Genomic DNA, 25,158 nt, shown 5'->3' on the forward strand with positions numbered 1-25,158 from the left:
GGGCGGCGGTGCCGATGAGAGAAAGGTAGGAAGGCCGCGCGCCCTACCGATCCCAGGTTTTTCGCCGCGTGCGCTCCCGAAATGTCGGTTAACCTGGCGGTATGCGACGACCGCGCGCGATGGTGCTGGACGAGGTCTGGCGCCGGATCGAGGGCGTCGAGGCGCTCAGCGGACCCCAGGGTGGGCCGCTGAGCCGCACCGTGAAGTTGATCCTCGATCCCCTGGTGGTGCGGCCGGTGCAGCATCCGGCGTGCGCGGGCCCGGTGGTGACCGCCGAGGGAGCGGCCCTGCTGGCCACCCGGATTCAATCGGCCGCCCCGGCGCTGCGGGCCACGGCGGAGTGGTTCACCCTGTTCAAGCAGGTGCGGCGAGCGTCGCGGATCACCGAGGGCAATCCGCAGGATCTGTACTTCCAGCGCTGTTTCGAGCTGGCCACGACCCGGGGCCGCCCGGATCCGTTGCGCGGCAGGCGGATCGCCGAGGACGTGCTGCGGGAGGTGCACGCGACGACGGCGGGCCGGACGACCGCGGCGCTCGAACGGCACCTCGCGAGTCCCGAGCGGCGGGCCGAGCTCGAGGGTCTGCTCGCGGTGGCGTGGTCGCGCAGGCCCCTCGCGGATCCCTCGACGACCGACTTCGGCCCGCGGTTGCGGACGCTGCTGGACGTGTGCGCCGCGGCCCGGCTCGCGGACGGCCGCGACGACGGGCGGAAACTCGCGGCCGCGTTGTCGGCCGAGCGCCCGGGAACGCACACCGGGATCCGGCTGTGGGCTGGGGCGACTGCGCGCGATCTCGGTCTCACGGAATACGCACCGCCGCAACGGCCTTCGGTGGGCGCCTCGGCGTCGACGGCCACGCTCGCGCTGCCGTTCGACCGGACCGTGTACGAGCGGGTGTTCACGGTGTTGCAGGCGAGCACGGACCGCGCCGATCTGCCGCCGGTGCCCGAGCTGGTGGCCGCGGAGGTCGCCCGCGGTTGCGCGCCGTGGGCGCTGCTGGACGAATCGCTGCGATTGACGGCGGCGGCCGGGGCGGCACTCGCGGTGGGTCTGTCGCCATTGGGGACCGACGACGAGCCGGAGGCGTTGGCGCTGCGGGTGATTCACCGGCGGTGGCGACGGGAGGCGTACGTCCTGCGGGCGCGGCGGCTGACGGTGTGCGCCGACGAGGCGGCCGCCGGGACCTTGGCCGCGGTCGCCGCGGAACTGCGCACGCCGTGGCGGCCGTATCTGCGGCGGTTGTGGGTTCGGTTGCACGGCCGCGATGTTCGCGAGTTCGCCCTCGAGGTCGACGAGCTGTGGGATCTGATCGACGGGGTCGCCCGGTCGGTGCTGTTGGACCATCGCATGCGGGTGAAGCAGGCGCTGGCGGTCGATGCCGGTGCCGCTGAACCGGATTCGCTCGACTCGAGGGCGAGCTGATGACCGAGGTGGTGCTGCGTTCCGGACCGGACGATTCGGTGGTGATCGGGCCTGACTCCGCGCCCGTCGCGAATGACGGTGTGCCGCCGCTGGATACGCTCGTGCTCGAGGTCGAGGGCGGGCTGCTGACGTGGAGTCTGCTCGACGGGCAGGACGTTCCGGCCGCGACGATCGACGATCCGAAGGCCGCCCAGGACTGGCTGTGGGCCGTGTACGGCGAGGAGATCGCCCTGGCGGTGGCCGATTCCGTCCCGGAGGCGCGGCATCCGGCCCGGCCCGGCCTTCCTGCCCTGGCGGCCGGTGCCCGTCGCCTGGCATACGCGCACTGGGCCGCGCGGTGGTGGCCCGCCTCGACCGTCGACGGCATCGCGCCGCTGGACGAACGACTGCTCGAGCGCGATATCGCCGACCTCACCGAGGAATGCGATCTCCTGGTCGCGGGCGCGGACGCGATCGTTCCGGTGGCGCGGGAGATTCCGGCGACCCCGCGGGCCGCGGACTACGCCTTGGCGGCCGGTTCCGAAACCGTCACGTCCCCGCTGGTCCTGGCCCGGGGGACGACCGACTGGGATTGGCGACGCTGCCCGCCCGGACTGATCGACGCCTCCGAACGGGCCGTCTCGTGGGAGCTGCGGCGCGAGCGGAACATCAGCGTCCTCCGCGTCCGCGCGGTCGCCGCACCGCGGCTGCGCTCGGCTGTCCACAGTCGTCTACAACCCCGGGTCCGCGTGCATACCCTGGACCCGGTCACCATCGAACTGACCCTGGTAGGCGAGGTGTGGACCGGCGAAACACCGCTGCCCACAACGGTTCCGGAGCCGACGATCGAATTGTTCGTGCCGGGCGTCGGCCCCGCCGGGTCCGATCCCCGCGACGAATCCGAGCCGCGCCGACGCCTGCGCGCCCACGCCGCCGACCGGCTCCGCCGCGCCGCGTCGGACCTTCCGGACGCGCTCTCGGCCGAAATCGCCGCCGCCGCGGAGGACGACTTCTGACATGCCGGGCGAGGAGGAGTTGCGGGCGGGCGCCGACGCGTACGCGCGGGGGGAGGTGGCCGAGGCGCGTCGAATCTTCGCGGCGGTCGCGCGGGACGGCGAGGGGTGGGTCCGGGTGGCGGGACTGGTCAACGCGGCGAGTATGGCCGACGAACTCGGGGACCATCGGGCCGCGGCGGGGTGGTTCGAGGAGGCGCTGCGGGGAATGGAGCCCGGCCCGACGCGCGCGAGGACCCTGGTCAACTTCTCCCAGGCATTGCAGCACCTCGGGGATCTGGACGGGGCGAGCCGGGCGCTGGCCGAGGCGCGGAAGTTACTCGGGGACGATCCCGAACAGGGGGCGGTTCGCGTGGCGTGTTTGCTGTCCTCGACCGCGGTGGCGATCCATCGGCAGCGGTGGGCGGAGGCGATCGAGCTGGGCCGTGAAACATTGGCCCTCACCACACGTTTCGTGCCCGAGTTGGGCGGGCATCCGCTGATGAATCTCGCGGCGGCGTACTTCGAGAGCGGGCGGCGGGAACTCGCGCTCGATATGGCGGGGCAGGCGTTGGACGCGTTTCTCGCGGCCGGGGACGAGAACGGGGTCGCCGAGACCCGGCAGAATCTCGCGTTGATGCACATCAGATCGGGCGCTCCGGGACCGGCGCGGCCGTTGCTGGAGACGAGTCAGGAGTACTTCGAGCGCCGGGGATCGACACCGCGCGCGGGTATCGGGCTCAAGGCCCTCGGCTTCCTCGCCGAACACGACGGCGACACCGACACGGCCGCGAGCCGATATCGACAGAGCCTGGCGGCGTTCACGGCGGCGGGCGCCGAACTCGAGGCCGCGGAGGTACGAATCCGATTGGCCACCATCGCCTTCGCGGGCGATCCGGCGGACGGCGAGCGGCTGCTGGCCGACGCCTTCCGCGCCTTCGCCGCGCGCGGCCTCGGTCTGCACTGCGCCCAGGTCGACTACTGGCACGCCGCCCTCCTCGAGGCCACCTCCCCCGATCCCGAAACTGCCCGCCGCGCGGTGCTTCTCGCAGTTCCGGCCGCCCTGGCCCTCGACGCCGTCCGGCACACCTTCACCAACGGCAACCAACGTCACGAATGGAATCGCCACCTCGCCGAACCGGCGATCCGGCTGGCCTTCCGGCTCGCCCGCCTGGCCGGGGACGGGCGGTTGCTCGCCGACCTCGTCGAAACATGTTGTGCGGGAGCGACTCCGGTTCCGCACGACGCGCCGCCCGCCGCCGAACTCCCGTTCACCCTGCCGTCGCCGCCACCGGACCCCACCGACGCCCTCCGCCTGGGCGCGGCCCTGGCCGACGCCGCCGGCGCCGCCGGACTCGCCGTATCCCCGCCCCCGCGACTGCGTTTCGCCGCCGACGGCCGGATCGCCCTGGCCGACCACATCGCGGTCGCCGAGCGGCGGTACGGCCGCCCCGTCCGTGACGACCTGGTGCTCACGCTGTGAACCCCGATCAGCCCACCGCGTATATCCGCATGGCCGATGCGGGCGATCTGTACATCACCTGGCGCTGGAGCGACGGCACCGGACCGGGCGGGGTGGGGATCGTGCCGGAAGATCAAGTGCGGCAGGCTGTTTCGAGAACGACCGCGGCGCTGCCCGATGCGGCGCGGCCCGGCGGCCTCGAATCCGCCCTGCGCACCGGGGAATTGGCCCGTTACGACGCCGAGAACGATCTCGCCCAGTTCCTTTCGCGCGTCTTCCTGCCCTACCGCCTGGCGGTGGACCTGCACGGTCTGCACACCCGGGGCGTCCGCCCTCACCTGCGCATCCAGCCCGCTCCCAGAGTGGCTCACATCCCCTGGGAACTGCTCGCGCCCGACCCGGCCCTGCGCCTGCTCGACCTCGCCGACCTCAGCCAGCTCGCGCCGATCGCGCTGACCGCCACCCGCACCCCGCGCCGCTGGGCCGACACCCGGCACCTGCCGATCGTCGCCGTCCTCGATCCCCGGGTCCCGGGGTTCCGTGCCGACTCGCCGCTCGGCTCGGTTCTGGGCCGAATGACCGCTCCCACACCGCTTCTCGAGCGCGTCGAGCGGTACAGTCGCGCGGATCGGCTGCGGCCGAAGGTCGAGGAACCGGCGGACGCGTTCCGCCGCACCGATATCGACCGCGACTGGCTCGGCCGCACCCTGCGCGCGGGCGCGTCCCGCCTGCTCTACGTGGGCCACGTGACCGCCGCCGCCCCCGAATCGGGCCGCGCCGAACAGGCCCGCCTGCACCTGGCCTGCACCGCCGACACGGTCGGGCGCGCCGAACCGATCCGCGACCACCGCCCGCTGTCCGCGCTGGACCTGATCCTCGGCACCGATCTCGACGGACCCGAGCGCTGGCCGATACCGGCCCGGGTCGCGCTGATCGCCTGCGAGAGCGGCGGCGATCAGCGCTTCGGCGAACCACTCGGGTTGGTGGCGGCCATGATTCACTGCGGCGCCGAACTGGTGACGGCGAGCCGCTGGACCCTGCCCACCGACCTGGCCCATCAGCGTTTCGGCGGAACAGACGCGCACCCGTTGCGGGAGGCGATCTGCGCGATCGACGCCGCGCACGAGCGACCCGACCCGGTCCACGCCCTCAACGCCTGGCAACGCGAACGCCTGAACGCCTGGCGCGCCACCGGATCACCCGCCGACACGCCACTGTCCTGGGCGGCCTTCACCACCATCGATGCCGCGGGCCCCGCGCCTCAGTGCTCGTCGTAGTGGCCGTCGTGGGCGGCGTGGCGGCATCCGTCGTGCAGATAGTCGACGTGGTCGCCGTGCGGGATCGCGACGTGGCCGCAGCCGTCGCCGTGCACGTGCGCGTGGTCGGCGTGCTCCCGGTGCCCGGCCGGCTCGCACTCGTCGAAATGATCGTCGTGGGCGCGGTGCACGTGGCCGTCGTGGAGATAGTCCACATGGTCGCCGTGTGGAAACGCGACGTGTCCACATCCCTCGCCGTGTCGGTGGGTGTGATCGGTATGCGGAGCATGTGCTGTCGTCATAGAACTCCCCTCGAAATCGTCATGGACGATGCATGGTACGACTTCGCGGGGAGTTCGCCGGACGTCAGGCCCCGATGGCGGCGTTGCCCTTCTTCCACACCGAGACCACCGCGGGCCGGGGCAGGCCGGCGCCGCCGTCGGGCCAGTGCGAGGCGGGCTTGTCGAAGGTCGCGTCGTCGCGCTCGCCCGGATGCTGCACGCACACCGTGATCCGCTTGTTCGTGACCGTCGGGCCGCAGGTCTCCGCGCCGAACGGGACGGTCAGGAACTGTTTGGTCTCACCGCGATTCGGGCCGTCGAGCACCACCGAGAACAGGCCGTCGTTGGCCTGGTTGGCGCGTGAGGCGTCGGTGGCGATCCACAGATTGCCGTGCTCGTCGAAGGCGAGGTTGTCGGGCGCGGCGATCGGGCTGATCTTCGCCTTGTCGAAACCGGCGAAGTAGGTGTCGGCGGTCTTCGGGTCGCCGCAGAGCATGAGCACGGTCCAGGTGAAGGTCGTGCCCGCGTGGTCGTCGTCGATCTCGAGGACCTGCCCGAACTTGTTGCCGGTACGCGGATTCGCCTCGTCGGCGGCGGCCTTGCCCTCGGTGCCGCGCTGCTCGTTGTAGGTCAGCGCGACATACACCTTGCCGGACTTGGGGTTCGCCTCGAAGTCCTCGGGACGGTCCATCTTGGTGGCGCCCGCCTTGTCGGCCGCGAGCCGGGTGAACACCGCGACCTCCTCGGCGGTGAAACCGTCGACCTTGGCGGTGGCCTTACCGTCCTCGCCGGTGACCAGCAGTGGAATCCACTGGCCGGTGCCGGTGAAACCCTTGTCGGAGGGCGCCTTTCCGCTGCCGTCGATCTTGTCCGGGTGATCGCCGGTGAACTTGGCGACGTAGAGCGTGCCCGCGTCCAGGATCGTGGTGTTCTTCCGGCGGTCGGCGGCGGTACCGCCCTGGGCGACCTTGCGCGACGACACGAACTTGTACATGTAGTCGAACCGCTCGTCGTCGCCCATGTACGCGACCACGGTCCCGTCCTTCGCGACGTGAATGGTGGCGGCCTCGTGCTTGAACCGGCCCATCGCGGTGTGCTTGATCGGGGCCGCGGTGGGATCCCACGGATCGAGCTCGACCACCCAGCCGAAGCGGTTCGCCTCGTTGGGCTCCTTCTCCAGATCGAAGCGGGGATCGTGCAGTTCCCATTTGCGTTCGGAGGCAGCCTGATTGAAGCCGTAGCGCTCGAGCCGCGCCCTGGTCGGTTCGTCGGCGACCTTGCCCGCGTTGGCGAAGTACTGGTTGATGTTCTCCTCGCCCGACAGCACCGTGCCCCACGGCGTCACGCCGCCGGAGCAGTTGTTCAGGGTGCCGAGCACCTTGGTGCCCGTGGGATCGGCGGAGGTCTTCAGGTACGCGCTGCCCGCGACCGGGCCGGTGACCGTGAACTCGGTGCTGCCGGTGACGCGGCGGTTGTAGCGGCCGAATTCCGGGGTCAGCTTGCCGGTCTGGCTCTCCCCGCGCACCTGCACCACCGAAAGGCCGTGCGCGGCAAGGGCGATGCGGAAGTGCTGTTCGGAGGGGTTGTCCTTGCTGTAGCCCGGCAGCATCTGCGGTTCGGTGGTGTACTCGTGATTGACCACCAGCAGATACGAGTCGGGCTGGCCCTCGATGGGCAGCAGGGCCGCGAAGTCGTTGTTGAAGCCGAACTGCCTGGCCTGCGCCTCCGGGGTCTGGGCGGCCGGATCGAATTGGGGCGCGTCGGCGAACAGCGGGTCGCCCCAGCGGATCACGACATTGTGTTCGTAACCGTCCGGAATCACCAGGGCGTCTTCGGAATTCGGCGCGACCGGGGTGAAGTTGGTGCCGACCGGGACGCCGTCGACCAGGGTGCCCCCGGCCGCGGTCTTTGCGGGCTGATCGTCGGAGCAGGCCGCCAGCAGCCCGCCCGTACCGATCGCCGCGACGAGCGCGGCGCCACCTTTGAGGACGCCGCGCCGCGACAGGGCCGCGCGGACCACATCGCCGAAGTACTCGTTGGCCGAGGTGTTGGGCGCCTCGTGGGAACAGGCGTTACCGCACTTGTAAGTGCAGGTCACGGCCGCGCGCCGGGGATGGCCGTCCCGGCCGACGAACAGAGGCAGCGGTTTGATCACGTGGAGCTCCAGGGTTCACAGGGTTGCGCGAACCCTAATCAGCCCAGGCGAGTCCCCAACGACGAACAGGTGAACCGCTGACCAATTAGTCGGCCTTCACCCGCTCACAGCACCTGGTCCAGGGACTCTGTGATCGCGGGGTCTCGGTGGACTCGAAACTCGCTCACAACACCTGGTCCAGGAACTGCCGCAATCGCGGGGTCTCGGCGGCCTCGAATATCCGGTCGGGTGAACCGGATTCGACGACCCGGCCGGCGTCCATGAACACCACCCGATCCGATACCGAACGGGCGAAGCCCATCTCGTGGGTCACGACGATCATGGTCATGCCGCCCGAGGCGAGATCGGCCATGAGGGCCAGCACGCCCTTGACCAACTCCGGATCGAGGGCGGAGGTGGCCTCGTCGAACAGCATGAGTTCGGGCTTCATGGCCAGCGCGCGGGCGATGGCGACGCGCTGCTGCTGGCCGCCGGACAGATTGGCCGGGCGGGCGTCGGCGCGTTCGGCGAGGCCCACCGTCTCGAGCTGTTCGAGGGCGACCGCGCGGGCCTGTTCCTTGGACAGCCCGCGCAGTTTGCGCGGCCCGAGCGCCACATTGTCGGCGACCGACATGTGCGGGAACAGGTTGAACTGCTGGAACACCATGCCGATCCGCTGCCGCAGCCGGTCCGGATTCTCGCCGAGGACCGATACGTCGTCGATGAGCACATCGCCGGAGTCGGGTTCGTGCAGGCGGTTCAGCACCCGCAGCAGCGTCGACTTACCCGACCCCGACGGCCCGATGACGGTCGTGGTCTTGCCCGCGTCCACATGGATGTCCACGCCGCGCAGAATCTGATTGCCGCCCAAGGTGAGATGCAGATCGGTGCCGGTCAGCGACGAACTACGGAATTCGCTCATGCCCCACGACCTTCCGTGACGACCGCCTCTTGGACCGGTTCGGCCGCGTTCTCCCGGCGGCCGGTGCGCAACCGTTTGTCGATGTAGTTCACCAGGTGGGTGAGCGGGATGGTCAGCAGCAGGTACACCAGACCGGCCGCGACCAGCGGGGACAGATTGCCGGTCTGGGCGTTGAGGTCGCGGCCGACGGCGAACAGTTCGCGCTGGGTGGCGAGCAGGCCCAGGAAGTAGATCAGGGAGGAGTCCTTGATCAGCGCGATGAACTGGTTCATCAGCGCGGGCAGCACGCGGCGCACGCCCTGCGGGATCACCACCAGCGTCATGGCCTGGCGGTACCCGAAGCCGATCGCGCGGGCCGCCTCGAGCTGCCCGGCCTCCACCGACTGGATGCCGGAGCGGAAGATCTCCCCGATGTAGGCGGCGGCCAGCAGCGCCAGCGCCACCGCGCCCAGCCAGTACGGGTTGTTGCCGGTGGCGTTCTTGACCACCGGCCCGATGCCCAGGCCGATCAACAGGATGATCACCACCGCGGGCAGGCCGCGGAAGATGTCGGTGTACACCCGGGCGGGCCAGCGCAGCCAGCGCGTGCGCGAGATGCCCGCGACCGCCAGCAACATGCCGATGACCGTGCCCAGCACACCCGAGACCAGCGCCAAAATCAGCGTATTGGGCAGGCCCGTCTTGAACAGGTCGGGAAACGCCTTGCGGTACAGCGACCAGTCGAAGAACGTGTCCTTCAGTTGGGCCAGGGTGGATTTCGGCGCGTTCTGCGGGGTGTCGCTCTTGTGGTTCTCCGCCGCGATCTTGTCGAAGTCCGGAAGTTGCGGCGCGGCAACGGCTTTCGAGCCCGGCTTCCAACCCGGCGGGAACGGCCGCGGCTCCCAGTCGGCGTACAGCTTGGCGTAGGTGCCGTCGGCGATGACCGCGTCCAGCCCGGCGTTGAGCGCGTCGATCAGCGGCTGGTTGTCCTTGCGCACCGCCCAGGCCGTGAAGTTGTCCAGGCTGAAGGTGTTCTGCACGATCGACGTCGAATCGCCGGGTTTGATCGCGCCGGTGGCCTGCGCCGAGGGGGCGACCCAGGCGTCGATCTGGCCGGACTTCAGATTCGCGTAGGCCGTGTTGTAGTCCGGGAACTTCACCGCGTCCAGATGCAGCGTGTTGGCGACGTACTCGTCCTGCACGGTGCCCTGCACGACGCCGATCCGCACGCCCTGGCGCAGATCCGAGAAGCCTTTCACCGCACTGCCGTTCGGCACGACCAGCGAGAAGTAGCCGAAGTCGTAGCCGTTGGTGAAGCCGACCAGCTGCCGGCGCGCGTCGGTGGTGGTGATGCTCGACGAGCCGACGTCGAAGCGGCCGTTGGCGACCTGGGCGAGCAGGCCCGCGAACTCGGTGCCCGAGAACTGCACCTGGAGACCGAGTTTCGCGCCGATCGCCTTCAGCAGTTCGTTGTCGAATCCGGTGAACGCGCCCTGGGAGTTCACGCAGATGCTCGGCGGCGCGTCCGACAACGTGCCCACGCTGAGCTTGCCGGGGGTGAGCAGACCGAGCTTGGTGATGTCGACGCGATCCAGCGGGACGGTGTTCGCGGTGGTGAAGCGGTCCGCGCCCGCCGAGGCGCCCGACGCCAGGTTGGTGGGGGCCGACGAGGCCGAGGCGACACCCGGCGGCGAACACAGATCGCGACTTGCCGACGATTCGCCGCCGTTCGAGCCGCAGGCCGTCAGGAACAGCAGGCCGACGACCGAGACGACCGCGAACAGCGCACGGGATCGCGAGACGGGCAAACGTGCCATAGCCGGAAACATTAGCCGGAGCCGATTCCCGATCAATCGACCACGCCCCAGTGCAGCACCCGCGAGGTGAACAACACCAGCCCGAGCGAGACGGCGGCGACCACGACGAGCCCGACCACGGCCACCAGCAGCGGCCGCCAGCCGGCGCGGCCGAGTTCGCGGAAGTCGGTATTGAGCCCGACACCCGCGAAGGTCAACAGGAACGCCCAGCGCGAGACATTGCCGAGATTGGTGAGCTGGGACTTGTCCAGCCAGTGCGCGGTCGCGATCGCCGACACGGCCAGGAAGCCCAGCACGAACTTCGGGAACTTCTCCCATACGAAGGCCGCCTTGGCCCGCAGACCGGGCGCGAGCGCGTCGGCCTCCCCGCGCGCGGCCCAGAACAGCGCGAAACCGAGGACGACGAAACCGATCAGCGCGTTGCGGGTCGACTTCACCAGCACCGCGAGCTTGCCCGCCGCGTCGGAGTAGGCGTACCCGGTGGCCGTGGTCTCGGCGGTGTTGTCGACGGCCAGGCCCGACCACAGCCCGAATTCGTGATCGGTGAGGCCGATGCCGTGGCCGATGGCGGGCAGTGTGAACAGCGCGACCGCGCCGAGGGTGAGGATCGCGGCGATCGCGTAGCTCACCTCGGCGTTGCGGGCCCGGATCGCGCCGCGCGCCGCGACGATCGCGGACACGCCGCAGATCGAGGTGCCGACGGCCAGCAGCGAACCGAGCTTGCCGGACAGGCCCAGCAGCCGGGCCACGGTGAGGATGATCGCGCCCGCGACGGTCATATCGATGAGGATCAGGACGAAGCTCGTCCCGCCCAGCTTGGCGACGTCGCCGAGCACGAACCGGGAGCCGAGCGCCACGATGCCGACCTTCAGCCAGAACTCGTAGGTGCCGATGCCGGGGCGGAAGATCCTCGGCACGCCGACGGTATTGGCGATGATCAGGCCGAAAACGATTGCCCACAGGACGTATTCGATATCGGGGAAGCGCCAGTGGTGGGCCTTGACGGCGTCGTTCACCCAGATCTGGGCGTACTTGCCGAGCAGGCCGACGACGATCAGCAGCGCGATGCCGGGCAGATAGGCGAGCAGGTCGCGGCTCGCGCGCGGGGCGGTGGTGGTCTCGGCGGTCATCGGGTCACCACGGAATCCTCGGCAGCACACCGGCGACGGCGGCGAGGGTGATGATTCCGGCGACGATGACGGCCCACCAGTCGACGCCTATCCGCGCGAGCGCGGACCGTTCCGCGGGGCCCGGTTCACTCATGATCACTCCTCATCACTGCCGATCGTCCGAGATCGGCAGTCCATGGTGAGCGTTTCCCGGCCCGGCGAGAAGCTATGGACTCGAGGTGATTCGAGCTATCCGTTCTGCTGATCGCGCCAGCGGACGGCCTCCTCGACGCGGGTCAGGTCGTAGTCGGGACCGTCGGAGCCGACGGTGAACAGCGTGGCCCCGGCCTCGACGAACGCGGGCGCGGCCTGCGCGCCGGGCCAGGACACCGAGCGTTCGATGGCGGCCGGATCGGTGCCGACGGCGGCGCAGTGCTCGGCCAGGATCCCCGACTTGTGCCGCAGCGCATCGAGTTTGGCGAAGCTGTGCCAGATCGTGGCGTACTCGGCGACCAGCCGCAGCGTCTTGCGCTCCCCGCCGCCGCCGATGAGGATCGGGATGTCGCGGACGGGCGCGGGGTTGAGTCGCTTCAGGCGGCTGTCGATGCGCGCGAGGTTCTCCTTCAGCAACGCCAAACGCGTTCCGGGCGTACCGAAGTCGTAGCCGTACTCGTCGTAGTCGCGCTGGAACCAGCCCGCGCCGATGCCGAGGATGAGGCGGCCGTGGGAGATGTGGTCGACCGTGCGGGCCATATCGGCGAGCAGATCCGGGTTGCGGTAGCCGCCGCCGGTGACCAGCGCGCCCAGTTCCACGCGTTCGGTCTGTTCGGCGATCGCGCCGAGCATGGTCCAGCACTCGAAGTGCTCGCCGTCCGGATTGCCCTGCAACGGATAGAAGTGGTCCCAGTTGAACACGATGTCCACGCCCGCGTCCTCCGCGCGCCGGACCGCGTCGCGGATGAGGTCGTAGCGGGGCGCGTGCTGCGGCTGGAGCTGGACTCCGATGCGGATCCGTCGGCTCATGGGGAGGCACTCCTCGTCCGGGTTGATGGCCGTTCCCGAGGCTACTCGCGCCCGCCGGCCGTAGGATGCGAGCGCGGCCCGCGCGTCGCACCACCCTCTACTCGGATCGTCCGGCACGTTCCTGCCGGTGAAGGGATGTTCTCTCATGGCCACGGTCACCTTCGACCGCGCGACCCGGCTCTACCCGGGCGCCACCAAACCCGCTGTCGACGAACTGGATCTGGAGATCGCCGACGGCGAATTCCTGGTCCTGGTCGGCCCGTCCGGCTGCGGCAAATCCACCTCGCTGCGCATGCTCGCCGGACTCGAGGACGTCGACGGGGGCCGCATCCTCATCGGCGACCGGGACGTCACGCACGCGGAACCCAAGGAGCGCGATATCGCCATGGTGTTCCAGAACTACGCGCTGTATCCGCACATGACGGTCGCGGAGAACATGGGCTTCGCGCTGAAGATGGCCAAGGTCGCCAAGGCGGAGAAGGAACAGCGGGTGCGCGAGGCGGCCAAGCTGCTGGATCTGGAGCCGTATCTGGACCGCAAGCCGAAGGCGTTGTCGGGCGGTCAGCGCCAGCGCGTCGCGATGGGCCGGGCCATCGTCCGGCAGCCGCACGTATTCCTGATGGACGAGCCGTTGTCGAATCTGGACGCGAAGCTGCGGGTGCAGACGCGCACCCAGATCGCGCAGTTGCAGCGGCGTCTGGGGACCACGACCGTCTACGTCACGCACGACCAGGTCGAGGCCATGACCATGGGCGACCGCGTCGCGGTCCTCAAAGACGGCCTGCTGCAACAATGTGCGGCCCCGCGCGAGTTGTACCGCGATCCGGCCAACCTGTTCGTCGCCGGATTCATGGGCTCGCCCGCCATGAACCTGTTCACCCTGCCGCTGTCGAACGGTTCGGTCACCCTGGGCGGCCACGCGCTTCCGGTGCCGCGCAGCGTGTCCGACGCGGCCGAGGGCGGCACGCTGGTCGTCGGCATCCGCCCCGAACACCTCGAATTCGGCGACGCCGATTCGGGTATCGCGATGGAGGTGGACGTGGTGGAGGAATTGGGTTCCGACGCCTACGTCTACGGCCGCAGCCTCGGCGAGTCCGGCCCGGGAACGGGGGAAACCCTGGTGGCGCGGGCGGATTGGCGCAAGCCCCCGGCCAAGGGCGAACGGCTGTCGTTGCACGCGACGGCCGAGCACATCTACTTCTTCGAACCCGCCACGGGGGCTCGGCTCAACTGACACCCCTCCGCGCCGGAACGTGCCACGCCGCCGCCGCGTAAACGTCTGCCGAACGGCGGCCTTCGTGCCGCTCTCGGGAGATGTCCCAACATTATCGTGGTGTGGGGGCCGACCGAGTCGGCGCTGCTTACGATGCGTTCGGGAACGAGGGAGGGTCATGGAGTTCGAGTTGGGTGAGCAGTTGCTGGAGGGGTTGCGGAACAAGCGGGAGTGGCGGCGGGGGGAGCCGACGGCGGAGGATCTCGCGGTGTTCGCGGAGTTCGAAGCGGCTGTGGCCGAAGGGATTTGGCGGCTGCTGTGAGGTCAGGGGTTGGCGCGGCGACCGCGGCGCCATTCCTCGTTCACCCGTACCCGCAGACTCTCCAGCGGGACCCGCTTGCCCGACGGGGTGAACAGGTCCGCGCGGACGGGCTCGCCCGTCTGGTCCTCGACGCGTTCGAGCGGGGGGACGCCGTCCTGGAGGTACTTGTCGCCCCACTGCCACAGGCCGACCACCACCGGTAGGAGGTCGCGGCCCATCTCGGTGAGGACGTACTCGTGGCGGGTGCGCTTGCCCTCCTCCTGATACGGACGACGGGTCAGCAGCCCGGCCTCGGTGAGTTTGCGGAGCGCCGCCGAGGCCGCCGCGTCGGTGATGCCCACCCGGGTGGCGAAGCCGTCGAAACGGGTGGTGCCGTACATGGCCTCGCGGAGGATGAGCAGGGCCGAGCGGGTGCCCACCAGTTCCAGGGCCTTGGCTATCGAGCAGCCGTCGGGCTGCCAGCGGTCGAGGTGACGCAAGGGGCCTTCGAGTACTGCGGGCATGACGTTCATCATACGCGTGCTGACTTGCGGCTACTATTGCCAGCTCGTACTCTGACTTTAGAGCGATTAAGCCAGATACCGCAGCGGTGCGGTGCTCGGAAGGAAGACGCCATGAGAGACGCGGTGATCGTCGAGGCCGTTCGCACTCCCATCGGGAAGGGCAAGCCGAACGGGGCGCTGCACGAGGTGCATCCGGTGGACCTGCTGGCGCACAGCCTGCGCGAAGTGGTGGGGCGCAGCGGAATCGATCCGGTGCTGATCGACGATGTGATCGGCGGGGTGGTCACGCAGGTCGGGGAGCAGGCCGCGAACATCACGCGGCGGGCGGCGCTGGCGGCCGGGTATCCGGAGTCGGTGCCCGCGACGACCGTGGATCGCCAGTGCGGCAGCAGTCAGCAGGCCATCCACTTCGCGGCGCAGGGGGTGATCGCGGGGGCCTACGACGTCGTGGTGGCGGCGGGGCTGGAGTCGATGAGCCGAATCCCCATGGGCGCCAACCTGATCGGCGCCACCGACCTGGAAGGGGTGGCGTTCCGGGAGCGGTACCCGGACGATCTCGTGCCGCAGGGCATCAGCGCCGAGCTGATCGCCGCGCGCTGGGGGTTGAGCCGGACCGCGCTGGACGAGTTCTCGCTGGCCAGCCACGACAAGGCGGCGACCGCGACGAAGAACGGATCGTTCGACGCCGAACTCGCGCCGATCGCCGGGCTCACCGCGGACGAGGGCATTCGGGTCGGCAGCACCCTCGACACCCTCGCGAAACTGCGCCCGGCCTACTACAGCGACGCCTACGCCGCCCGCTTCCCGGAGATCGGGTGGAACGTCACCGCCGCCAACGCCAGCCAGATCAACGACGGCAGCGCCGCCGTACTCATTACGACCAGCGAGAAGGCCCGCGAACTGGGTCTGCGGCCGCTGGCCCGGCTGCACAGCTTCGCCGTCGCGGGCGACGATCCGCTGCTCATGCTGACCGCGGTCATCCCGGCCACGCGAAAGGTGTTGGCCAAGGCCGGGCTTCAGCTGTCCGATATCGACCTGATCGAGATCAACGAGGCGTTCGCCTCGGTCGTGCTGGCCTGGCAGCGGGACACCGGCGCGGATCTGTCGCGGGTCAATGTGAACGGCGGCGCGATCGCGCTCGGGCATCCGCTCGGCGCGTCCGGCGCGCGGCTGGCCACCACCCTCGTGCACGCCATGCGGGAGCGGGGCGCGCGCTACGGCTTGCAGACCATGTGCGAGGCGGGCGGCCTGGCCAACGCGACGATCTTCGAACGGTTGTAGTCTCGCCGCGTGAGCGACGCCCTGGACTACGGATCGGCCCTCGTCTACGCGATTCCGCTGCGGAACCGCTTCCGGGGCATCACCGTCCGGGAGGGCATGCTGATCCAGGGCCCGCTCGGCTGGGGCGAGTTCTGCCCCTTCCCCGAGTACGACGACCGCGAGGCCGCGCACTGGCTGGCCACCGCCGTCGAACAGGCGACGGTCGGCTGGCCCGCGCCGGTGCGCGACCGCGTCCCCGTCAACTGCACGGTGCCCGCGGTCGGACCCGAACGGGCGCACGCCATCGTGGCCGGATCCGGTTGCCGCACGGCCAAGGTGAAGGTCGCCGACCATCCGGACGCCCTGGCCGAGGATCTCGAACGGGTGGCCGCCGTGCGGGACGCGCTCGGCCCCGGCGGCGCGATCCGGATCGACGGCAACGCGGTGTGGGATGTCGATACCGCCGTCGCGCACATCGCCCGAATCGACCGCGCCGCAAAGGGTTTGGAGTACGTCGAACAGCCGTGCCGGACCGTCGAGGAGCTGGCGGCGGTGCGGCGACGGGTCGAGGTGCGGATCGCGGCCGACGAATCCATCCGCCGCGCGGAGGATCCGCTGCGGGTCGCGGTCGCGGGAGCCGCCGATATCGCGGTGCTCAAGTGCACGCCGCTGGGCGGGGTGCGGCGCGCGCTGCGGGTGGCGGAGGCGGCGGGCCTGCCGTGTGTGGTGTCGTCGGCATTGGAGACGAGTGTGGGGCTGGCCGCGCAGCTCGCGCTCGCGGGGAGTCTGCCGGATCTCGAATTCGCTTGCGGGCTGGGCACTGTGACGCTGTTCGAGGGGGATGTGATCGGCGAGTCGCTGCGGCCGGTCGACGGGTATCTTCCGGTTCCGGCGACTCCCCCGGTTCCGGATCCGGATCTGCTCGCTCGTTATCGGCATCCGGATCCGGATCGTGAGAAGTGGTGGCGGGCGAGGTTGGAGCGGGTGCGGTCAGTGGTGTGAGTAGCCCATGGGGTGGATGACGTAGGAGAAGCAGCGGACTCGGGGGAGCCATAGTTGGAGGTCGGCCAGGTCGGGGAAGGTGATGGTCTTGCCGACCACGGTCAGTCCGCGGTGCAGCCGATGCCAGTGCGGCACATGGGCGTTCGGGATCTGGCCGACAATGCCGTTGGATCTGCCCGTGCCCGACCAGCGGGGTTCGATATCGGCCAGGAACTCCGACCAGGGTGTGTCGGCGTCGCGATGGGTCAGGCCGCCCGCGATGCCCTCGTTGCGATTGGGCGCGGCGTCGAACAGCGGTGCCACCACACACGATTGGGCGGCCAGCACGCCGAGCAGGACCGCGACCGCCTCGAATTCGCCGGGCCGCTGATCGAGGCCGAGAAATCGCGATGTGGACGAGAGATCCCGGGTCGAGCGGATCATGCGATACAGGTTGAGCATTCGCTTGGCCTCGCGCGGCGTCTCGACGAACAGGTCGAAGGCGCTCAGGACGGCCAGTTCCCGATCGGTCAGCGGATGCGGCGGTTCGGCGGCGATCGGGGTGAAGTGCTGGGTGTCGACCTCGGAGCCGCGTTCGATGGGGATCGCCGCCTGTTCGGCCACCGGCTCGGGAGCGGGGGCCACGGCCCGTACCGGGGCGATCTCGCTGCCCGCGAACGACTTCAGCAGCCGCCCGAGACTCCCGGCGGACATGCGCGGCAGGATGAGCGGGACGTTGAGGATCTTCTCGAGGTAGTCCTCGGGCGAATGCCATTCCTCGTCGGCGTCGGGGTCCTCGTCGGCGACCAGCAGTTCGGAGTACCGGCTGCGCAGCGAGCGCAGCAGCCAGCGCGGGTCGACGCCGACCACGACGATGAACAGTTCGAAGGCGAGCAGCAGGTGCACGGCTTGCAGCACGTCCACCACCTGGGCGGGCGAACAGCGGTCGAGATCGTCGATGTAGAGGACGACGCGGTCGATGGGGCGGCGCGACGCCAGCGGTTCGGGATCGCGGCGCCACTCGTCCATGAGGGTGACCAGCTGCTGGAAGTCCTTGCGGATCATGGACACCAGGCCGAGATTCCCGGCGTAGGAATCGCCCTGGGCGCGTTCGGCGAGGAAGGTGTACAGCCGTCGGCCCGGTGCGAGCTGGGCGAGCTGGCGGCCGAGTTCGCCGACGTGGGTCACGACATCGTCGAGTTGCGCCTGGGCGACGCGTTGTTCGGCCTCGGCCGCGCGTAATTGCTTCAGGGTTCCCGACATTCGCTCGCCGACCGTCTCCTCGGCCGCGGCGTGCATATCGCCGGCCAACTCCTCGCGCAGGCTCCGCAGCCGGCGCAGACCGGCGTGTCCCCGGCTGACCAGGTAGGTGATCCCGCCCAGCCCGGCCACCAGCGCGGACACACTCGTTCCGAGCGCCAGCCGGTTCGCCACCTGACCGACCACGATCGCGACCAGCAAACCGAAACCGCCCAGCGCCAGCGCCCCCACCAGCGACAACCAGCCCACCCGGGAGCGCGTGGCGCGCCGCAGCAGTTCGGCCTCGCCGAGCGTGCCCTCCAACTGTTCGGCCAGGACACGAGCCTGCTCCCGCTCCTCGCTGATGCCGAGCTGCCGCCACAGCCGCTCGGTGGTGCGCCGGAACGAGGCCGAGGCACGCAGGGCGCGAATCAGATTCATCGCGGACGCCTCGCGCCGGGTCACCGCCTCGTGCACCTTCGCCTGGAGTTCGGCGACCGTGTCACGGGCCTGTGCGGTGGCGATCTCGAGCTGTTGCCGCTGGTCCAGTCGTTCGCTCAGCTCGGCGCGCAACCGCTCGGCGCGCTCCGGGGCGACCGCGCCCGTGCCCGCCAGCTGACGGAAGATCTCGTCGCCGAGGCTGGCCCAGAGGTTGGTGTCGGTGTAATGCCAGGCGTTGAAACCGATCTGGACGATCTCCTGGCAGTAGCGCGGATCGCCGGACGCGCCGAGGTGGCGGATGCGTTCGCGCAGCATGGCCATGAAAAAGCTCTTGCCCGAACCCCATTCGCCGAATACGCCCACCGAGAGCGGTAAGGGGGTGGACCGGTCGGCGATGACGGTGGCGAGCATGGAGACGTAGGGGGCGACGCCGAGGCGGTCCTCGGACAGGGCGATGCCGCGGTTGGGGTCGACGAGGTCGCTGGAGACACCGCCCGCGAGGTCGAGGGGGCTGGCGGATCGGATGTCGGGGACGAGGACGAACTCGGCCTCGATGGCGGCGGCCGCGGTGCGTTCGGTGCAGATGAAGACCAATTCATCGGTGTCACGAGTGGGCAGGCCGTGCACCGTCTCCACCGCCGCCGGGACGACGGCGCGAGCGACATGACGTGCCGGGACGCCGAGGGCGCCCGTCGCCAGCAGCGGCATTCCGATTGCCCGAGCGCCGGTTTCGCTGGCCGCGCGCAGGGCGGAGACGGTCGCGGTGCGCAGGCTCTCGTCGGTGATCCCGCTGCTTTCGGCCCCGATGACGGCTCGCGCGTTGACCAGTACCGCGCGGGCCAGCACCACATCCGGACGGCCGTCGTTGGGCAGCCGCAGGACATACGGGCTTTCACAGGTGATCGTCGCCAGTGGCGCGGACTCCCAAGCGGCCGAGGCGAAATGATGCCGCAGGGCCCCGGCCAGACTGCCCAGCCCGCTGTGGCCCACCGACACCACGATCGCGTCGATGTTCAACGTCCACGGTTCGCTGGTGATCGCGATCGAGAAGCGCACGCCCCCTGCGGTTCCCAGATCGATCAGCTCTGTCCCGGCCATGCCGCCCCCTCGCACGAATGGTCAGCAGTCTAGCCCCGCCCCCTCCAACTCGGCCGCGATCCGCTCGGCCCGATCCCGCACGGCCGCCGCATAACTCGGATCGGTCGTGACGAACATCCGATCGGATTCGACCGCCGCCAGGATGGTTTCGGCGGCGCGTTCGGGAGACACCGCGGCCGCCTTCATGTTTCGGGCCTTGGCCCGCGTCGGCTGGAATCGCTCCCACTGCTCGGGGGTGAGCGCGGACAGCCACGCGCCCCGGCCTTCGGCGGGTCGCTCGTCGGTGTCGTCGGGGACGCCGCGCAGTAGACGGGTGTCGACCGGGCCGAGGCAGGCGGCCGTGACGCCGATGCCGGGCGCGATGATCGCCAACTCCTCGCGCAGGGATTCCGAAAGCGCGACGATGGCGTGTTTGCTCGCCGTGTAGGGCACGTGGAACGGGTCGGGCAGCAGTCCGGCCACCGAGGCCGTGTTGACGATGTGGCCGTGTCCGGTGGCCACCATGGCCGGGACGACGGCGCGGATACCGTGCACGACGCCGCCCAGGTTGACCGCGAGGACCCGTTGCCAATCGGCCGGAGGCACTTGCCAACTCGGGCCGCTCGCGCCGGTGCCCGCGTTGTTGAACAGCAGGTCGATCGTGCCGAATCGGTGCAGCGCGGTGTCGGCGAGCCGGTGCACTTGGGTCTCGTCGGCGACGTCGGTGCGGACGGTGAGCGTCTCGCCGTCGAGTGCGGCGGCCACCTCGGCGAGCCGTCGCTCCTCGACATCGGCGAGTACCACCCGCGCTCCGCGTCCGCTCAACGCGCGCGCCAGCGCCGCGCCGATGCCGTTGGCGGCGCCGGTCACCACGGCGACCTGTCCGGGTTCCACTCTCATCGGCTCTCCCTTCCCGATACCCCGCCTCATGGTGACCCGGGGCGGGGGTGCGCGCAGGGCGGGGGTGCGGTGCCGATCAACCGATTCGGACGCCGCAGCCGAGCATGGTGGTGCGCAGGACGAGGGCGGCCTCGGGGCCGATGATGCCGTCGACGAGTTCGAGGTAGCGGTCGCAGAATTCGGGGCCGTGGGGGGCGAGTTCGGCGGCGAGGGGTTCGAGGTGGTGGGCCAGTTCGTGCAGGATCACCAATTCCCGCAGGGCCCAGGCGGTTCCGCGGTGGTGTAGGGGGACGGCGAGGACGGCCGTGTCGGATTCGTAGTGGGCGGCCGTGGCGCCGGCGCGGGCGCGGACGGTGAGCGGGGTCGCGGCGCGGGGCCATCGGGCGCGCACCCAATTCAGCGCGAGCACCCGGTCGATGTAGTCGCGCACCGAGTCCACGGACGCGAATCGGCGCTCGATGGGCAGGGTGATCTGGGAGCCGTGCAGTTCGACGGTCCGGACGCCGCACTCGTCGGCGCGGTCGAACATGCGGCGCGCCAGACCCTCGGCGTCGTAGACCCGGCCGCGCTGGGCGTCTCGGGCGTTCGTGCCCGTCATTCGTCGCCGGACTCCAATTGCCCGCGCGCGCCGCCCAATTCGGGGGACGTGCCCAGGCGGGCGGCCCGGCCCGCCCGATCCCCGGCCCGGCGCGCCCCGGGCGAGTAGCCCGCCGACTCCTGCGGCCCGCGCCAGGTGCCGCGGGCCTCGGAGGTGCGGCTGTAGAAGTCGTGCAGTTCGATCTCCTTGTCGCGCAGGGCCAGTGCGGTGCCCGCGGCGGCCGCCGGTTCGGCCTTGGCCTCGGCCTCGACGTCGGCCCGCACCTCGGCCAGGCGCTTGCCGATCCGCGCGGCGAAGGCCATCTGGAAATTCAGGCGTGCCGTCACAGCTGCGACAGGTGCCTGTATGCGCCGCTCGACCCTTCGGCCCCAACGGCTTTCGACCACGATCTTCTCCACCGTCGCCGACTTGTACTGGCCGGACTTGATGTACTGGTCCGACGCGCGCACCATCTGCACCAGCAGGCTGGCGTACAGCGCCTCGCAGGTGGCGATGTCGGTGTCGAAACCGTAGGCGTAGACCTGGGTCGAGGAGCGGGCCACATCGCAGCGCACGTCGTTGGCGGCGGCGATGGCCACGAACAGCTGCACATACGTGCGCAACCCCCGCTTGCCCGCCTCCCCTATCGCGATGACGCGCTGCACCGGCGTCGGCCGCCGCTCCCGCCCGGCGATATGGGCGCGCGCCACCGTGAGATCGATCGAGGACCGGGTCGCCAGTCGTTGCGCCGCAGCCAGAAAGGCCTCGGCCTCGTGCTCGTTGTCGGTGGACTCGGCCTGGCGCAAGAGGCCACCGATCCGGGTGAGCAGTTTGTCCTGGGTCAGCTGCGTCGACATCGGCCCCCAGAATAGAGAACCGGAGGACACGAGCGGGCGTGGGCAATGTATCTTGCCTTGTGCAACCGGCAGAGTGTGCTGGCGCTCACGTCCCTACTCTGGAGTATCGATGGCTTTGAACACGGTGTCGTCACGACGCTCGTCCCTGGTCTCCCGTGCCGCGCTGGCCGCCGCCTCGGCTGCGCTGTTGACCGCCACCTTCACCAGTGCCTGCTCGAGCGGGGGCGGCAACAATCCCACCTCCGAAAACCTCGGTGGCCGTGGCCCGATCACCTATGTGGAGGGCAAGGACACCACCGAGACCGGGGCGGTGAAGAACCTCATCGATCGGTGGAACGCGGCGCATCCCGACGAGAAGGTCACCTTCAAGGAACAGTCCAACGACGCCTCCCAGCAGTACGACGACCTGGCCCAGCACCTCAAGGCCAAGCAGTCCGACTACGACGTGATGGCCCTGGACGTGCCGTGGACGGCCGAATTCGCGGCCAAGGGCTGGATTCAGCCGCTGAAGGACTCGTTCTCCATCGACACCGCGACCCTGCTGTCGCCGACCGTCGCCAGCGCGACCTACAAGGGCACGCTCTACGCCGCGCCGCGCAACACCAACGGCGGCCTGCTGTACTACCGCAAGGATCTGGTGCCCAACCCGCCCAAGACCTGGACCGAACTGCTCGGCGACTGCGCCGTCGCCAAGGACAAGGGAATCGGTTGCTACGCCGGGCAATTCGCCCCCTACGAGGGTCTGACCGTGAACTCGGCCGAGGTGATCAACGCCTACGGCGGCACCTTCGTCGGCCCGGACGGCAAGACCCCGACCGTGGACAGCCCGCAGTCGCGCGCGGGCCTGCAGGTGCTCGTGGACGCCTACAAGAACGGCGACATCCCCAAGGAGGCCATCTCCTTCAAGGAGCCCGAGAGCCAGAACGCCTTCGCCCAGGGCAAACTGCTGTTCCTGCGCACCTGGCCGAACTTCTACGGGGTGGCCAACGCGGATTCGTCGGTGGTCAAGGGTGATACGGCCGTGGCCCCGCTGCCCGGCAAGGACGGCATCGGCGCCTCCACTCTCGGCGGCTACAACGCGGCCATCAGCGCCTACTCCAAGCACAAGGCCACCGCGCTGGACTTCCTGCGCTTCCTGATCAGCGAGGACGCGCAGCGCATCGTCGCCGAGGGCGCGTTCCCGCCCGTGCGGGCCTCGCTCTACGACGATCCGGCGCTGATCGCGAAGTTCCCCTACCTGCCCGCGTTGAAGGATTCCGTCGCGAGCGCGGTGCCGCGCCCGCTCACCCCCTACTACAACGCGGTGTCGAAAGCCATCCAGGACAACGCCTATGCTGCCCTGACCGGTAGCAAGTCGGTCGACGACGCGGTCACCGGCATGAAGAAGGGCATCGAGGCCGCCGGTTCCTGACCGACGGCGTCGTCCCAGTCGAGTCAGCCCCGTAGGAGAGTTGAACGTGTCGGATCCTTCGGGTGCGATCGACCTCGCGCCGCCCGCCGCCCCGACCGCGCCGCCCCCACCGCGGCCCGGCCGGGGCAATGCCCTGCAGGGGCCCGGGCGCGCCTGGTTGTTCGTCGCCCCCGTCCTGCTCGCCCTGGCCGTCGTCATCGGCTATCCGGTGGTGCGCGCGGTCTGGATGTCGTTCCAGAAGGACGCGGGCATCGACGACGCCACCGGCATGTTCGTCGAGGGCGGGCCCGCGGGCGTCAGCAACTACACGCACTGGCTGCTGCAACAGTGCACGCTGCCCGCGGGCGGTGTGGAGGCTTGTCCGACAGGCAATCTCGGCTCGCAGTTCTGGGCCGCGATCGCGGTCACGCTGCTGTTCACGGTCGTGACCGTGACGCTGGAGGCGACCATCGGGCTGGGCATGGCCATGATCATGGGCAAGACCTTCCGCGGCCGGGCGCTGCTGCGGGCGGCGGTGCTCATCCCCTGGGCGATCCCGACGGCCGTGACGGCGCGGTTGTGGGAGTTCATGTTCCAGTACGACGGGGTGATCAACCGGGTGCTCGGCACCCACATCCTGTGGCAGACCGATCCGACGTGGTCGCGGGTCGCGGTGGTGGTGGCCGATGTGTGGAAGACGACGCCGTTCATGGCGTTGCTGATTCTGGCCGGGCTGCAGATCATTCCGGGTGACGTGTACGAGGCCGCGCGCGTGGACGGCGCCTCGGCGTGGCAGCGGTTCACCCACATCACGCTGCCGCTGCTCAAACCCGCGCTGCTGGTGGCCGTGCTGTTCCGCACGATGGACGCGCTGCGGCTCTACGATCTGCCCGCGATCATGACCCAGGGCAATCCGAACACCCGGACCCTCTCGATTCTCGTGGTCGATCAGGTGCGCCAGGGCGCCAACAGCGCGTCGGCGCTGTCGGTGCTCACCTTCCTGATGATCTTCGCGGTGGCCTTCGTGCTGGTGAAGGTGTTGGGCGCCAACGCCGTCGCGACCCAGGAAGAACAGCGGAAGGCGCAGTAGTGGCAACGATCTCCGGCAGCGGCGTGCCCTGGTCCAAGCGGCTCGGTTCGGCACGGGTCTACCTCGGCGCGCTGATCATCCTGGTGTGGGGGCTGGCCCCGTTCTACTGGATGGCCGTCACGGCCTTCCGCGATCCGGCCTTCACCTTCGACAACACGCCGTGGCCCACGCACATCACGCTGAAGAACTTCCAGAACGCCTTCGACACCTCGCGCGGCAACAACTTCGGCAAGGCGCTGACCAACAGCATCGTCATCGGCACGGCCACGACGCTCATCGCGCTGGTGGTCGGCGTGATGGCGGCCTACGCGATCGCGCGAATCGAGTTCCGCGGCAAGCGAATCGTGGCCGGGCTGATCCTGAGCGCCTCGATGTTCCCGGTGGTCGTGCTGGTGACCCCGCTGTTCCAGCTGTTCACCGACATCGGCTGGATCGGGCAGTACCAGGCGATGATCCTGCCCAACATCTCCTTCGCGCTGCCGATGACGGTGTACACGCTGGCGTCGTTCTTCGCCGAGTTGCCCTGGGAACTCGAGGAGGCCGCGCGGATCGACGGGGCGAGCCGGTTCCAGGCGTTCCGGCTGGTGATGCTGCCGCTCGCCGCGCCAGCCGTATTCACCACGGCCATCCTCGCGTTCATCGCGGCGGTCAACGAATTCCTGCTGGCCAGCCTGTTGTCCAGCGACGCGACCGAACCGGTGACCGTGGCCATCGCGCGCTTCTCCGGCAACGACCCGCACGTCGCGCCGTACGCGGCGATCATGGCGGCGGGCACGATCGTGACCGTCCCGCTGGTGATCATGGTGCTGCTGTTCCAGCGCCGCATCATCTCCGGACTCACCGCGGGTGGCGTCAAGAGCTGACCGGCCGTCGTACCCTGGTTTCGGATCCCTTCTGCGCGGTAGATCGATCTTGCTCGTGTGGTTTCGCCGA

General features: G+C 69.7%; 23 protein-coding genes. 11 read left to right on the forward strand and 12 right to left on the reverse strand.

Annotation, left to right across the window (positions count from 1 at the left end; all coding sequences use genetic code 11):
• Positions 1–119: 119 nt before the first annotated feature.
• From ACFYTQ_RS08160 to ACFYTQ_RS08175, 4 genes are read left to right on the forward strand one after another with little or no spacing between them, the layout of a single operon-like run.
• Complete coding sequence (locus ACFYTQ_RS08160; protein ID WP_387359165.1) at positions 120–1,421, forward strand: hypothetical protein; 1,302 nt, start codon at positions 120–122, stop codon at positions 1,419–1,421.
• A complete protein-coding gene (locus ACFYTQ_RS08165) occupies positions 1,421–2,416 on the forward strand; it encodes a hypothetical protein (protein ID WP_387358186.1) in 996 nt (331 codons plus the stop codon). The genes ACFYTQ_RS08160 and ACFYTQ_RS08165 overlap by 1 nt, the downstream gene beginning before the upstream one ends.
• Before the next feature lies 1 nt (position 2,417).
• Positions 2,418–3,875, forward strand: a complete 1,458-nt coding sequence (locus tag ACFYTQ_RS08170; RefSeq protein WP_387358188.1) for a tetratricopeptide repeat protein — start codon at positions 2,418–2,420, stop codon at positions 3,873–3,875.
• Positions 3,872–5,131 (forward strand): CHAT domain-containing protein, encoded by a 1,260-nt coding sequence (locus ACFYTQ_RS08175; protein ID WP_387358190.1) that lies wholly within the window; start codon positions 3,872–3,874, stop codon positions 5,129–5,131. The genes ACFYTQ_RS08170 and ACFYTQ_RS08175 overlap by 4 nt, the downstream gene beginning before the upstream one ends.
• Here ACFYTQ_RS08175 and ACFYTQ_RS08180 read toward each other — a convergent pair.
• The 7 genes from ACFYTQ_RS08180 to ACFYTQ_RS08210 all read right to left on the reverse strand — a co-directional run bounded on the left by ACFYTQ_RS08180 (position 5,116) and on the right by ACFYTQ_RS08210 (position 12,375).
• The gene (locus ACFYTQ_RS08180; RefSeq protein ID WP_387358191.1) at positions 5,116–5,412 is read right to left on the reverse strand and encodes a hypothetical protein; all 297 of its coding nucleotides are present in this window, start codon (positions 5,410–5,412) and stop codon (positions 5,116–5,118) included. The genes ACFYTQ_RS08175 and ACFYTQ_RS08180 overlap by 16 nt on opposite strands.
• A 64-nt stretch (positions 5,413–5,476) precedes the next feature.
• Positions 5,477–7,543 (reverse strand): PhoX family protein, encoded by a 2,067-nt coding sequence (locus ACFYTQ_RS08185; RefSeq protein ID WP_387359167.1) that lies wholly within the window; start codon positions 7,541–7,543, stop codon positions 5,477–5,479.
• A gap of 166 nt (positions 7,544–7,709) precedes the next feature.
• Complete coding sequence (locus tag ACFYTQ_RS08190; protein WP_387358193.1) at positions 7,710–8,447, reverse strand: amino acid ABC transporter ATP-binding protein; 738 nt, start codon at positions 8,445–8,447, stop codon at positions 7,710–7,712.
• Positions 8,444–10,243: an ABC transporter substrate-binding protein/permease gene (locus ACFYTQ_RS08195; RefSeq protein ID WP_387358195.1), complete on the reverse strand. Its 1,800-nt coding sequence runs from the start codon at positions 10,241–10,243 to the stop codon at positions 8,444–8,446. Before ACFYTQ_RS08195 ends, ACFYTQ_RS08190 begins: the two co-directional genes overlap by 4 nt.
• A 32-nt stretch (positions 10,244–10,275) precedes the next feature.
• Positions 10,276–11,373, reverse strand: coding sequence for a YeiH family protein (locus ACFYTQ_RS08200; protein ID WP_387358197.1), 1,098 nt, complete (start codon positions 11,371–11,373; stop codon positions 10,276–10,278).
• 4 nt (positions 11,374–11,377) lie between these two features.
• Positions 11,378–11,506: a hypothetical protein gene (locus ACFYTQ_RS08205; protein WP_387358199.1), complete on the reverse strand. Its 129-nt coding sequence runs from the start codon at positions 11,504–11,506 to the stop codon at positions 11,378–11,380.
• A gap of 95 nt (positions 11,507–11,601) precedes the next feature.
• Positions 11,602–12,375 carry an LLM class F420-dependent oxidoreductase gene (locus ACFYTQ_RS08210; protein WP_387358201.1) on the reverse strand — a complete coding sequence of 258 codons (774 nt, stop codon included), beginning with the start codon at positions 12,373–12,375 and terminating at the stop codon, positions 11,602–11,604.
• Between the two features lie 145 nt (positions 12,376–12,520).
• Between ACFYTQ_RS08210 and ACFYTQ_RS08215 the strand changes: the two genes are divergently transcribed.
• Positions 12,521–13,609: an ABC transporter ATP-binding protein gene (locus ACFYTQ_RS08215; protein ID WP_387358203.1), complete on the forward strand. Its 1,089-nt coding sequence runs from the start codon at positions 12,521–12,523 to the stop codon at positions 13,607–13,609.
• A gap of 157 nt (positions 13,610–13,766) precedes the next feature.
• Positions 13,767–13,910 (forward strand): hypothetical protein, encoded by a 144-nt coding sequence (locus ACFYTQ_RS08220; protein ID WP_387358204.1) that lies wholly within the window; start codon positions 13,767–13,769, stop codon positions 13,908–13,910.
• A 2-nt stretch (positions 13,911–13,912) separates the two neighbouring features.
• On the opposite strand, the gene ACFYTQ_RS08225 is transcribed toward ACFYTQ_RS08220, so the two are convergent.
• On the reverse strand, positions 13,913–14,425 hold the full coding sequence (locus tag ACFYTQ_RS08225; protein WP_387358206.1) for a winged helix-turn-helix transcriptional regulator: 513 nt from the start codon (positions 14,423–14,425) through the stop codon (positions 13,913–13,915).
• Positions 14,426–14,524: 99 nt separating this feature from the next.
• On the opposite strand from ACFYTQ_RS08225, the gene ACFYTQ_RS08230 reads away from it, so the two are divergent.
• Both ACFYTQ_RS08230 and ACFYTQ_RS08235 read left to right on the forward strand, forming a co-directional pair.
• Complete coding sequence (locus tag ACFYTQ_RS08230; RefSeq protein WP_387358208.1) at positions 14,525–15,694, forward strand: thiolase family protein; 1,170 nt, start codon at positions 14,525–14,527, stop codon at positions 15,692–15,694.
• 9 nt (positions 15,695–15,703) lie between these two features.
• The gene (locus ACFYTQ_RS08235; RefSeq protein WP_387358210.1) at positions 15,704–16,675 is read left to right on the forward strand and encodes an o-succinylbenzoate synthase; all 972 of its coding nucleotides are present in this window, start codon (positions 15,704–15,706) and stop codon (positions 16,673–16,675) included.
• Here ACFYTQ_RS08235 and ACFYTQ_RS08240 read toward each other — a convergent pair.
• From ACFYTQ_RS08240 to ACFYTQ_RS08255, 4 genes are all read right to left on the reverse strand, one after another.
• A complete protein-coding gene (locus ACFYTQ_RS08240) occupies positions 16,664–19,432 on the reverse strand; it encodes a P-loop NTPase fold protein (RefSeq protein ID WP_387358212.1) in 2,769 nt (922 codons plus the stop codon). The genes ACFYTQ_RS08235 and ACFYTQ_RS08240 overlap by 12 nt on opposite strands.
• A 21-nt stretch (positions 19,433–19,453) precedes the next feature.
• Complete coding sequence (locus tag ACFYTQ_RS08245; protein ID WP_387358214.1) at positions 19,454–20,311, reverse strand: SDR family oxidoreductase; 858 nt, start codon at positions 20,309–20,311, stop codon at positions 19,454–19,456.
• A gap of 76 nt (positions 20,312–20,387) precedes the next feature.
• Positions 20,388–20,909, reverse strand: coding sequence for a TIGR04338 family metallohydrolase (locus tag ACFYTQ_RS08250; RefSeq protein ID WP_387358216.1), 522 nt, complete (start codon positions 20,907–20,909; stop codon positions 20,388–20,390).
• Positions 20,906–21,745 (reverse strand): DUF2786 domain-containing protein, encoded by an 840-nt coding sequence (locus ACFYTQ_RS08255; RefSeq protein ID WP_387358218.1) that lies wholly within the window; start codon positions 21,743–21,745, stop codon positions 20,906–20,908. Before ACFYTQ_RS08255 ends, ACFYTQ_RS08250 begins: the two co-directional genes overlap by 4 nt.
• Before the next feature lie 109 nt (positions 21,746–21,854).
• Here ACFYTQ_RS08255 and ACFYTQ_RS08260 point away from each other — a divergent pair, with 109 nt between their 5' ends.
• Genes ACFYTQ_RS08260 through ACFYTQ_RS08270 form a run of 3 tightly spaced genes read left to right on the forward strand, consistent with a single transcriptional unit; the run spans position 21,855 to position 25,088 of the window.
• Positions 21,855–23,156: an ABC transporter substrate-binding protein gene (locus ACFYTQ_RS08260; protein WP_387358220.1), complete on the forward strand. Its 1,302-nt coding sequence runs from the start codon at positions 21,855–21,857 to the stop codon at positions 23,154–23,156.
• 46 nt (positions 23,157–23,202) lie between these two features.
• Entirely contained in the window at positions 23,203–24,225 is a 1,023-nt protein-coding gene (locus tag ACFYTQ_RS08265; protein ID WP_387358222.1) for a carbohydrate ABC transporter permease, read from the forward strand.
• Positions 24,226–24,233: 8 nt separating this feature from the next.
• Positions 24,234–25,088 carry a carbohydrate ABC transporter permease gene (locus ACFYTQ_RS08270; protein WP_387359169.1) on the forward strand — a complete coding sequence of 285 codons (855 nt, stop codon included), beginning with the start codon at positions 24,234–24,236 and terminating at the stop codon, positions 25,086–25,088.
• Positions 25,089–25,158 lie beyond the last annotated feature (70 nt).

Origin of the sequence: Nocardia sp. NPDC004068 (assembly GCF_042874315.1) — a bacterium.
GTDB lineage: Bacteria > Actinomycetota > Actinomycetes > Mycobacteriales > Mycobacteriaceae > Nocardia.

Excerpts from the sequence above, each read along its gene's own strand:
- ACFYTQ_RS08170 (WP_387358188.1), top strand. The coding sequence starts at position 2,418 with ATGCCGGGCGAGGAGGAGTTGCGGGCGGGCGCCGACGCGTACGCGCGG.
- ACFYTQ_RS08205 (WP_387358199.1), bottom strand. The coding sequence starts at position 11,506 with ATGAGTGAACCGGGCCCCGCGGAACGGTCCGCGCTCGCGCGGATAGGC.
- ACFYTQ_RS08200 (WP_387358197.1), bottom strand. The coding sequence starts at position 11,373 with ATGACCGCCGAGACCACCACCGCCCCGCGCGCGAGCCGCGACCTGCTC.
- ACFYTQ_RS08240 (WP_387358212.1), bottom strand. The coding sequence starts at position 19,432 with ATGGCCGGGACAGAGCTGATCGATCTGGGAACCGCAGGGGGCGTGCGC.
- ACFYTQ_RS08225 (WP_387358206.1), bottom strand. The coding sequence starts at position 14,425 with ATGATGAACGTCATGCCCGCAGTACTCGAAGGCCCCTTGCGTCACCTC.
- ACFYTQ_RS08195 (WP_387358195.1), bottom strand. The coding sequence starts at position 10,243 with ATGGCACGTTTGCCCGTCTCGCGATCCCGTGCGCTGTTCGCGGTCGTC.
- ACFYTQ_RS08255 (WP_387358218.1), bottom strand. The coding sequence starts at position 21,745 with ATGTCGACGCAGCTGACCCAGGACAAACTGCTCACCCGGATCGGTGGC.
- ACFYTQ_RS08190 (WP_387358193.1), bottom strand. The coding sequence starts at position 8,447 with ATGAGCGAATTCCGTAGTTCGTCGCTGACCGGCACCGATCTGCATCTC.
- ACFYTQ_RS08220 (WP_387358204.1), top strand. The coding sequence starts at position 13,767 with ATGGAGTTCGAGTTGGGTGAGCAGTTGCTGGAGGGGTTGCGGAACAAG.
- ACFYTQ_RS08260 (WP_387358220.1), top strand. The coding sequence starts at position 21,855 with ATGGCTTTGAACACGGTGTCGTCACGACGCTCGTCCCTGGTCTCCCGT.
- ACFYTQ_RS08165 (WP_387358186.1), top strand. The coding sequence starts at position 1,421 with ATGACCGAGGTGGTGCTGCGTTCCGGACCGGACGATTCGGTGGTGATC.
- ACFYTQ_RS08230 (WP_387358208.1), top strand. The coding sequence starts at position 14,525 with ATGAGAGACGCGGTGATCGTCGAGGCCGTTCGCACTCCCATCGGGAAG.
- ACFYTQ_RS08180 (WP_387358191.1), bottom strand. The coding sequence starts at position 5,412 with ATGACGACAGCACATGCTCCGCATACCGATCACACCCACCGACACGGC.
- ACFYTQ_RS08250 (WP_387358216.1), bottom strand. The coding sequence starts at position 20,909 with ATGACGGGCACGAACGCCCGAGACGCCCAGCGCGGCCGGGTCTACGAC.
- ACFYTQ_RS08160 (WP_387359165.1), top strand. The coding sequence starts at position 120 with ATGGTGCTGGACGAGGTCTGGCGCCGGATCGAGGGCGTCGAGGCGCTC.
- ACFYTQ_RS08210 (WP_387358201.1), bottom strand. The coding sequence starts at position 12,375 with ATGAGCCGACGGATCCGCATCGGAGTCCAGCTCCAGCCGCAGCACGCG.
- ACFYTQ_RS08245 (WP_387358214.1), bottom strand. The coding sequence starts at position 20,311 with ATGAGAGTGGAACCCGGACAGGTCGCCGTGGTGACCGGCGCCGCCAAC.
- ACFYTQ_RS08215 (WP_387358203.1), top strand. The coding sequence starts at position 12,521 with ATGGCCACGGTCACCTTCGACCGCGCGACCCGGCTCTACCCGGGCGCC.